Source organism: Achromobacter sp. UBA5777 (genome assembly GCF_002418565.1).
GTDB lineage: Bacteria > Pseudomonadota > Gammaproteobacteria > Burkholderiales > Burkholderiaceae_B > Achromobacter > Achromobacter animicus.
In genome coordinates this window covers 2317-8532 of record NZ_DIEJ01000179.1, presented here as the reverse complement: position 1 = coordinate 8532, position 6216 = coordinate 2317, and the positions used below count along the sequence as shown (strand labels likewise).

The window sequence follows — 6216 nt, the reverse complement described above, 5'->3', positions numbered from 1 at the left end:
GTCCGGAGCGAAGGCTCCGGACCGCAATCGTAGCCCCGCGCACCCCAGCCCCCGCTGCGACGGGCGTCTAAAGAACTCGGCTCAATGCCAGCCCAAAACCTTCCTCACGGCAACGCGTCAGGCACCCCAAGCTCAACGGCCAACTTCGTCAACCCATCCCAGATCCGGCTATCAAATTCCACCGAATCCGCATTGACCGCCCGATTCCGAGCTTCGTATTCACCCGGATACTGCACCGACTCAACCCCCGGCTGCGGCTTGCACGCATGCAGGTAGTCGATGAATGCGCCGACTTCCATCGACCGCCAGTCAGTATTGAAGTCCACCTGCGGATCCAGCAGCAGCGCGAACATGTTGTTGGTCGCCACCCCGATGCGCGGATGCTCGGGCTGGATCGTGCCGCCGCCGGACAGCACACCCGCGAGCAATTCGGCCACCAGACCCAGCGCGTAACCTTTGTGACCGCCGAATGGCAACAACGCGCCCGGAGGATCGGTAAAGAGCGCACCCGGGTCCGTCGTCGGGTTGCCATCCGCATCGATCAGCGACCCTGGCGGCGCCTGTTCACCCTTGGCAGCCAGCACGCGCGCCTTGTTCACCGCGATCGAGCTGGTCGCCATGTCCACGATGAACGGCGGGCGGCCGCCAGGCAATGGGCCCGCGAAGCACAGCGGATTCGTGGTCAGGCACGCCTGGGCGCCGCCGAACGGGGCGACGGTGGGCGAGCGGTTGATCACGTTGGTGAAGGCCAGCAGGATCAGCCCCTTGGCCGCCACCATCTCACCGAAATGGCCCATGCGGCCAAGGTGATGGCTGTGGCGCAGGGTCAGAATGCACTGGCCGTGTTCCTGCGTGCGCTCGATCGCCTTTTCGATGACCACCTTGCCCACGTATTGACCCAGTCCGTGGTGGCCATCGTAGGCCAGCATGGCGCCGCGGTCGTTGAGGAGTTCCGGGCGGCCGTCGGGTTGGGCCAGGCCCTCGGACAGCACGCGGCGGTAGTTCGTCAGGATCGACAGGCCGTGGCTCGTGTAGCCGACACGGTCGGATTCCACCAGATGCTCGGCCACGTCGCGGGCGATGTCTTCCGGTACGCCTTGTGCCATCAGCACCCGGCGGCCGTATTCGTTGGCTTGGGCTAGCGTGATTTTCATGACGACTCCTTACAGCCAGCCCAGCCAGCGCCAGTACGTCATGCCCATCAGCAGCATCAAGAGGTAGCCGACGATGGTCACGATGATGCCGACCTTGGCGAACTGCTTGGCATTGAACGTTTCGGTGCCCAGGCACACCATGTTCTGCGGCGCGTTGATGGGCAGGATGAAGCCGTAGCTGACCACGAAGCCAAGCAGCATCGTCATGCCCAGGCGGCTGAAGTCGCCCGGCAGCGTTGCCAGCACCGAGATCAGGATGGGCAGCATGGCCGAGGTCAGCGCGGTGGCGCTGGCAAAGCCCAGGTGGATCACGATCAGGAAGGCCGCCAGGATGGCGAAGATGGCGAGCGGGCCAAGATGGTCCAGGCCGGTGTGCAGCACCACCTGGTTGCCCAGCCATTGACCGGCCTGCGTCGTGAGCAGCGCCGTGCCCAGGCTGATACCCACGCCGAACACGATCACCGTGCCCCATGGGATCCGCGATTGCACGTCTTTCCACGTCATCACGCCAAAGCGCGGCAGCATCAGCAGCACGAGGCCGAAGTAGGTGGTCGAGGTGGTGTCGAACTTGTGCAGCTTGCCTTCGGTGGACCAGAACAGCAGCAGCATGACCGACACGGCCATCAGGCGCTTTTGCGCACCGGTCATGGGACCCAGGTCGAGCAGCGACTTCTCGACGGCTTCCTTGCCGCCGGCGATGCTGTTGCTTTCAGGCGGCAGCAGCTTGAGCACGATGACGATCAGCACGGCCGACATGATCAGCGACCAGGGGGCGCCCGCGATCAGCCAGTCCGACCACGCCACGCGTTCGCCCAGCATCTTTTCCATGAAGCCGACCGTCAGCAGGTTCTGCGCGGCGGCGGTCTGGATGCCGACGTTCCAGATGCTGGTGGCCTGGGCCACGATGATCATGATGCCGGCCGCGATGTTCGAGCGCTTGTCCACGCCGAAGGCCGCGATGACGCCCATCATGATCGGCACCACGGCGGCGCTGCGCGCGGTGGCGCTGGGCACAACCAGGCTCAGCACGATCGTCACGGCGATACATCCGATGAGGATGCGGCGCGTGCTGGTGCCCACCTTGGACAGCGTTACCAGCGCGATGCGCCGGTCCAGTCCGGTGAATGTCATGGCGGCGGCAATGAACAAGGCGCCGGTGACGAGCGCCAGCGCCGAGTTTGCAAAACCCGTCAGCGCCATGCTGATGGCGGCGGACGTGCCATAGAGAACGTTGGGATCTTTGATGGTGGGCGCGGTGCCCAGAAGGAAAGCCATCAGCGTCGTGATCATGATGGCGCTGGCTTCGTAGGAGACGGCTTCGGTGATCCACACGACCACGGCGAACGCCAGGATTGCCAGCATGCGGTGGCCTGCAACGGGCAGGTCTGCGGGCAAAGGCATCATTAAAACGCCGATCATCACGAGGATGCCGGCGATGAGCCCGATGGGTATTTTGGTTTTCTTGGGGGCTTGCGAGGCGGGGACTGCGGTTTCCGCGGCCATATCCTTCTCCGGTTGAGGTCAAACTGACGAAACACCGCCCGCGAGCACGGGGTCAATCAAATCGGTGTGTCGACGCTACAGGATGATCGTGACGGCATTGTGGAAAACCCGTATTGATGAACGTCAAGAAGGTGGAGAACAGCGCTTGTGGAAAACTCGTCCTGGGCATTATGCTCGTCGCCCCCCGCGTGGGGCAAGCATGCGAGTGTTGCATCCGCGCGAACCAATCGGATCACGATGCGTGCGCCCGACCAGCGAAAAGGATCGGGATTGGTACGTGAAATGGCGCTAATGCCGGCGCATCAGCCTAAGGCCAGACGTAGCTGTTCGTCCAGATGCAGGGTGGGCGTGACACGCCACCCGCTTTGCGCATAACGCAGCCAGCGGCCCAACACCAGATGCGTCAGCAGGCTGGCATGCGCGGCAACGTTGGCTTCCTGCGGCAGGCCGCCATCGGTGATGGCGATGCGCAGCGATTGCTTCAACGACGCCTCGATGCGGTCGTTGATGTGATTGATGCGTTCCTGCAGCCGGTTGTCTTCCGTGACCAGCGCATCGCCGGTCAGCACGCGGGTCATGCCCTTGTTGCGCTCCGAGAAGGTCAGCAGCATGGAGACCGTCTTGTGAGCTTGAGGCAATCCGTAGGGCTCGGCGGTGGCGATCTGGTTCACCAGCGTGAAGATGCTGGTTTCGATGAACTCGATCAGTCCTTCGAACATCTGCGCCTTGCTTGCGAAGTGCCGGTAGAGGGCGGCTTCGGAGACCTCCAGGCGCGCGGCCAGAGCGGCCGTGGTGATGCGGGACGCGTGCGGCTGCTCCAGCATTTCGGCCAGAGTCTGCAGAATCTGGGTCTTGCGCTCGCCGGGTTTGCTCGCCATGGGAGGGACTGCTTCGCGCAGGATGACGGGTGGAGGGGATGCTGCGAGCCGTCAGCCCCGCAGGGGGCGTCGGCGTAACAATAAATCACTGACGCAGTTTACCCGCAAGTCGACGTATGCCGGGCGGTGCGAGCGTCCGCGGCCGAAGGGCGTGCCGGGGTGATACACGTGGACCGTCTTCAGGCCAGCGAGGCGGGCGCCCCGCAGGTTGACCAACGTGTCTTCGACCAGCACGGCGCGGTGGGCGGGAACGCCTTCGCGCGCCAGCACGTAGCGCAGCAGCGCCGCGGAGGGCTTGGGCCGGAACTCGCCATGCAACCGCATGTGCTCGATGGCCCACAGGCTGTCGAACTGGCGCAGGATGCCAAGATGCGACAGGACGGACCGCGCATAGTGCAGCGGCGCGTTCGTCAGCAGGACCTTGCGGCCGGGCAGGCGGCGCAGCTTGTAAGCAAGCGCCTTTTCCGAGCGCAACAGCGGCGCGACGTCGAAGTCGTGGCTGCGGTGCAGGAATTCGTGGGCATCGACGCCGTGATGGCGCACCATGCCGATCATGGTCGCGCCGTAGCGCTTCCAGTATTGCTTGCGCACGAGGTTGGCGGCATCCACATCCACGTTCAGCGCCTCGGCCACCGCCATGGTCATGCCGTGGTCGATTTTGGAGAAGATGGCGTGCGAGGTGTCGTGGAGCGTGTTGTCCAGATCGAACAGCCACAGGCGCTCGGGCGCGCCTGTGGCAATCCCGCGGGAGCGGCGCATCCGCACCGCGGGCCGCAGCAACTGGCGTCGCGCTTGCATCATGACGATCGCGCGGCGCGCTGTGCTGCGGGGGTGTGCTTCATCAGTGCGAGCTGATCATCGTGCCGACGCCCTGGTCGGTCAGGATTTCGAGCAGCAGGCAGTGCGGCACGCGGCCGTCGACGATGTGCACCGAATTGACGCCGTTCTTGGCGGCGTCCAGCGCGGACGAGATCTTGGGCAGCATGCCGCCGGAGATCGTGCCATCGGCAAAGAGCTCGTCGATAGTCTGGGCCGACAGGCTGCGCAACAGCTTGCCGCCCTTGTCCAGCACGCCCGGGGTGTTGGTCAGCATGAGCAGCTTTTCGGCGCCCAGCACTTCGGCCATCTTGCCGGCGACGACGTCGGCATTGATGTTGTAGGCCGTGCCGTCCTCGCCATAGCCGATGGGCGAAATGACGGGGATGAACTGGTCGTCCTGCAGCGCCTTCACGACGGCCGGCTCGACCATCGTGATGTCGCCGACGAAACCGATGTCGATGGGCTCGGACGGGTTGTCCTTGTTGGCCATCAGCTTCTTCTGGGCCTGGATCAGACCACCGTCTTTGCCGGTCAGGCCGACGGCCTTGCCGCCGACCTCGTTGATCATCATGACGATGTCCTGCTGGACCTGGCCGCCCAGCACCCATTCCACGACTTCCATGGTCTCGGCGTCGGTGACGCGCATGCCCTGGATGAAGGTGCCTTGCTTGCCGATGCGGCGCAGGGCGTCATCGATCTGCGGACCACCACCGTGGACCACCACCGGATTCAGACCCACCAGCTTGAGCAGCACGACATCGTGCGCGAAGCTGCGCTGCAATCGCTCTTCCGTCATGGCGTTGCCGCCGTACTTGACCACGATGGTCTTGCCGTGAAATCGTCGGATATACGGCAGAGCCTCGGACAGCACGGCGGCTTTGACGGCGGGAGACGAAACGGCAGCAGGGTCGGGGGTGTCGGTCATGGCAGCTAAGTCGGCAGATAAATAACAGAAAAGTTGATGGGCGTTAAAAAAATGCCTGCACAAGAACGCGGTTGGAACGCGCCTAGCGCAAGCATACGACGGATTGTAGTCCCCACAGGTTTCTTATGCTGCAAACCCATGTCCATATGCCCGACAAATAACCGGCATTCGGGTAAATTGGGGGCGTTTTCACAACGGCACGCCCCGCAAAAGGGGGCCTGCCCGAACCTGCGGGACATCGATCCCGGTTTTCACCATAAAAGAGGCAACACATGCGTTTGAACTTTGTCCGTTCCGCCCTGGCGGCGTCGGTCCTCCTGGTTGCCGCCAACGCGGCTCACGCCGAAAAGGTGGTCGTGGGCGCCACGCAGGTGCCGCATGCCGAGATCCTGGAAGTGGTCAAGCCCAAGCTGGCCAAGGAAGGCGTGGAGCTCGACATCAAGGTGTTCAGCGACTACGTGCAGCCCAACCTGCAACTGGCGGACAAGCAACTCGACGCCAACTTCTTCCAGCACAAGCCGTACCTGGAAAGCTTCAACAAGGATCGCAAGGCGACGCTCGTGCCGGTGGCGCTGGTCCACGTCGAGCCCTTCGGCGGCTATTCCAAAAAGATCAAGAGCCTGTCCGACCTGAAGGACGGCGCCACGGTCGCCATTCCCAATGATCCGTCCAACGGCGGCCGCGCCCTGGTGCTGCTGCAGAAGCAGGGCGTCATCAAACTCAAGGATCCGGCCAACATCCTGGCGACCGCCGCCGATGTCGTCGAGAACCCCAAGAAGCTGAAGTTCCGCGAACTCGAAGCCGCCATGCTGCCGCGCGCGCTGGACGACGTGGACCTGGCGCTCATCAACACCAACTACGCATTGGAAGCCGGCCTGGTGCCGACCAAGGATGCCCTGTTCATCGAAGGCGCCGATTCGCCGTACGCCAACGTGCT

6 protein-coding genes are annotated in these 6216 nt (G+C 63.6%); 1 reads left to right on the top strand and 5 read right to left on the bottom strand.

What is annotated here, in order from left to right; translation table 11 throughout:
* Positions 1 to 104: 104 nt before the first annotated feature.
* From B3446_RS13985 to argB, 5 genes are all read right to left on the bottom strand, one after another.
* Positions 105 to 1154, bottom strand: coding sequence for an Ldh family oxidoreductase (locus B3446_RS13985; protein ID WP_191578457.1), 1050 nt, complete (start codon positions 1152 to 1154; stop codon positions 105 to 107).
* A gap of 9 nt (positions 1155 to 1163) precedes the next feature.
* Positions 1164 to 2657, bottom strand: a complete 1494-nt coding sequence (locus B3446_RS13980; protein ID WP_175122023.1) for a DASS family sodium-coupled anion symporter — start codon at positions 2655 to 2657, stop codon at positions 1164 to 1166.
* A 302-nt stretch (positions 2658 to 2959) separates the two neighbouring features.
* A complete protein-coding gene (gene slmA / locus B3446_RS13975) occupies positions 2960 to 3535 on the bottom strand; it encodes a nucleoid occlusion factor SlmA (protein WP_056560305.1) in 576 nt (191 codons plus the stop codon).
* Between the two features lie 51 nt (positions 3536 to 3586).
* Positions 3587 to 4333: a pyrimidine 5'-nucleotidase gene (locus B3446_RS13970; RefSeq protein WP_191578473.1), complete on the bottom strand. Its 747-nt coding sequence runs from the start codon at positions 4331 to 4333 to the stop codon at positions 3587 to 3589.
* 43 nt (positions 4334 to 4376) lie between these two features.
* Positions 4377 to 5279: an acetylglutamate kinase gene (gene argB, locus B3446_RS13965; RefSeq protein WP_013396740.1), complete on the bottom strand. Its 903-nt coding sequence runs from the start codon at positions 5277 to 5279 to the stop codon at positions 4377 to 4379.
* Positions 5280 to 5551: 272 nt separating this feature from the next.
* Between argB and B3446_RS13960 the strand changes: the two genes are divergently transcribed.
* Positions 5552 to 6216 (top strand): MetQ/NlpA family ABC transporter substrate-binding protein (locus tag B3446_RS13960; protein ID WP_291381905.1); only part of this gene is annotated, 665 nt, incomplete at its 3' end.

Excerpts from the sequence above, each read along its gene's own strand:
- slmA (WP_056560305.1), bottom strand. The coding sequence starts at position 3,535 with ATGGCGAGCAAACCCGGCGAGCGCAAGACCCAGATTCTGCAGACTCTG.
- argB (WP_013396740.1), bottom strand. The coding sequence starts at position 5,279 with ATGACCGACACCCCCGACCCTGCTGCCGTTTCGTCTCCCGCCGTCAAA.
- B3446_RS13985 (WP_191578457.1), bottom strand. The coding sequence starts at position 1,154 with ATGAAAATCACGCTAGCCCAAGCCAACGAATACGGCCGCCGGGTGCTG.
- B3446_RS13980 (WP_175122023.1), bottom strand. The coding sequence starts at position 2,657 with ATGGCCGCGGAAACCGCAGTCCCCGCCTCGCAAGCCCCCAAGAAAACC.
- B3446_RS13970 (WP_191578473.1), bottom strand. The coding sequence starts at position 4,333 with ATGCAAGCGCGACGCCAGTTGCTGCGGCCCGCGGTGCGGATGCGCCGC.